The sequence below is a fragment of the Frankia sp. CeRuru1 genome (genome assembly GCF_977966315.1).
The window spans coordinates 1-2,825 of record NZ_CDWWEW010000512.1 but is presented as its reverse complement, the minus strand read 5'-3'; the positions used below and the strand labels follow the sequence as shown (position 1 = coordinate 2,825).

At 69.7% G+C, this 2,825-nt stretch carries 3 protein-coding genes; 2 read left to right on the top strand and 1 reads right to left on the bottom strand.

Annotation, left to right across the window (positions count from 1 at the left end; all coding sequences use genetic code 11):
- A partial coding sequence (locus AC08OP_RS23625; protein WP_476616181.1) for a hypothetical protein occupies positions 1-1,156 on the bottom strand: 1,156 nt, incomplete at its 3' end.
- 244 nt (positions 1,157-1,400) lie between these two features.
- Between AC08OP_RS23625 and AC08OP_RS23620 the strand changes: the two genes are divergently transcribed.
- Positions 1,401-2,042, top strand: coding sequence for a response regulator (locus AC08OP_RS23620; RefSeq protein WP_476616180.1), 642 nt, complete (start codon positions 1,401-1,403; stop codon positions 2,040-2,042).
- Positions 2,043-2,233: 191 nt separating this feature from the next.
- Positions 2,234-2,530 carry a hypothetical protein gene (locus tag AC08OP_RS23615; RefSeq protein ID WP_476616179.1) on the top strand — a complete coding sequence of 99 codons (297 nt, stop codon included), beginning with the start codon at positions 2,234-2,236 and terminating at the stop codon, positions 2,528-2,530.
- The last annotated feature ends 295 nt before the right edge of the window (positions 2,531-2,825 follow it).

Sequence of the window (2,825 nt, the reverse complement as noted above, 5' to 3'; positions counted from 1 at the left end):
ATCCCCCCGCCGCGAGATCGTGACGGTTGGCCGAGGCCGCCAGGTCCGCCGCGGCGTCGTCGAAGCGGAGCACGGTCCACCGCTCCGTGCCGGCGAGCCCGCCGGCGAGCGTGGACTTCCCGGTGCCGCGCTGGCCGCCGACCAGCGCGAGTCGGACCCGGCCCCAGCGCAACCGGGCCAGTGCCAGGTCAGCGAAGGCCCGCGCCTCCGCCGCCGCCGCGTTCTCACCGGCCGCGACACGCTGGCACGCCGCCTGGCAGCGCCCCAGCGCGGCCAGCGCCCAGTAGAAATCCTCGAGCGACCGAGGATGGGTCTCACCAGCCATCTCACGGTAGTGATCGAGGAAGAGCCGGGCGAGATCGCGGCGTCCGAGCCACTCGAGGTCGGCTGCCAGGGCGCAGGCGTCCGCGAGGACGTCGGCCGCCCGCAGCCCGGGTTCGAACTCCAGGCAGTCGAGCACTCTGGGCCCGTCATCAAGGCAGAAGATGTCCGCGGCGGACAGATCGCCGTGCCCGTCGCGGATCCGCCCGGCCTCGCGCCGCTCCCGCAGGAGTTCGTCGCGGCCGTCGAGGTACCGCACGGCGAGACGGTTCACATGGTCGAGGATGCTGGCGCTCACCGCCGCGCCATGGTCACGCTGTACCCGGGCGAAGCAGGCGTCCCACCGCCCACGCAGGCGGTCCAGGCCACCTGCCTCGGCGATCTGGGACGAGGTCTCACACCGGGCGTGGAAGTCGACCAGCACCCGGGCGAGGGCGTGGATCTCCGCCCTGACCTCGGTGCCACCTTCGGCAAGCGTCGACAGCCGGCGCGCCTCGGGCAGTCGACGCATCACGACCATGTGGTCGCAGGGCTCCCCGTCCGGTCCGATGACATCGGCGACGCCGAGGTAGACGTCGGGCGCGAGGCGACGATTGAGTCTCACCTCGGCCTCGCAGGCGGCCAGCCGTGCCTGCCGGCCGCGGAAATCCACGACACCGAGGTCGACCGGCTTCTTGACTTTGAAGACACGATCTCCAAGGAAGACGAGCACGGACCGCGCCGTCTCGACGACCCTGGCAGGAGGCCCCGACGCCACCGTCGGCGCTACCGCTGGCGCCGAGGACGAGGCGCCTCGCTCCGCCGGGAGCGGGTTCACCGTGGTCTCCAGGATCATGGCACGAGCCTGCCCGCGTCTCGGCGGCCGCGGCAGCATGCTCGGGTCGTGCGTGGAGGGAACGAAGGTCCGTCCTACCTGGGACCAACGTCCCCACCCTCCCCCGCCTCCGACGCGCCGCCGCGGTGGCTGGCAGACACCCGTCGACACCGGGCCAAGGACCGGTCCAAGGGTCGAAGGTCCCGAACCCAGCATCCATTTCACAGCGTGGCGGCTCCGAGGACGGCGCCGTATCCTCCTCCGCATGAAGACGATCCGGGTATTCATTCTCGACGACCACGAAATCGTGCGTAACGGTCTACGGCAGACCCTCGATCGCCACGACGACATCGAGGTGGTCGGCGAGGCCGGACTCGCCGCCGAGGCGATCCGCAGAATTCCGGCGCTCCTGCCCAACGTGGCCGTCCTCGATGGCCGGCTCCCCGACGGAAGCGGCATCGACGTGTGTCGCGACATCCGCTCCGCCCATCCAGACGTCGCCTGCCTCATTCTCACGTCCTATGACGACAACGAGGCCCTGTTCTCCGCCATCATGGCCGGTGCCGCCGGCTACGTCCTGAAGGAGATCCGCGGCAACGACCTGGTGAGCGCCATCCGCACCGTGGCCGCCGGCGGGTCGCTGCTCTCGCCATCGGTCACCCGCCGCGTCCTCGACAGAATGCGCCAAGGGCCCAGGGAAGACCCGACGCTGGCCTCCCTCAGCGCCCGGGAACGCGAAATCCTCCAGCACATCGCCGAAGGTCTCACCAACCGGCAGATAGGTACCCGGATACACCTCTCCGAGAAGACCGTGAAGAACTACGTCTCCAGCATCCTCGAAAAACTCGGCCTGACCAGCCGGACCCAGGCCGCCGTCTACGCCCTGAAGAAGACGAGTGAGGACTGAACACCCACACTCGACCATCGATATACCGGACCATCGACACACCGGAGCATCCCTGTGCCTGAACCGGGTCGAAGGACCCATCCTGGTGGGAGCCAGGTCCCGGATCCGAGCACCGCGGGTCGGATGTCGCATACGCGGGCGAAGGGCACGCTCATCACTGTCGGCAGGACGCCGACGAGGAGGTGGCGATTGTGGAACCCCCCCTGGTTCCGGCCCGCGTCGCGCCGTTGCCATACGGCCGGCCCCTCGACCTGACCAAGATTGTGATTGTCGGGGAAATGGTCGCCGGAGCGGTGGCCATCTCCTGGCGGTTCGCCGGCCGCGCCCCGGGGCCCAAGGCGATCGTGCGAATGGGCCCGGGAGGCTGGGTGAGCATGAAAGGCGGCGGCGTGCGCCTGCACGGGCGACGCTACCGACAGCCCCGCGAGCAAAAGCGGCCGCCGTGGGCCCGCGTCCTGGGGGCACGACGGGCAACCCGGCCGCTCTGACCGGACCCGCAGGTGCCGACAAACCGGAACATCACTCACCCGGAACATCACTCTTTGACGATGATGCGGGTGACGGGACTGTCGGCTGGCATCCTCGCGATTTCGATCACGATTTCGATCACGCGAGTCCCCGCGCACGCGTGATGCGGCGGCGCGGTGAGGCGTCTCCGCCGCTCGCCGGGTGACGACCACGCCGGCCCGGCCGGGCACCCTGCACACATTCGAAATGAACACCGTTATCCTTTGTGGCAAGGCTGCGGCGCGTCGGCCCGACCAGGGTCAGACCTCTCCCCGC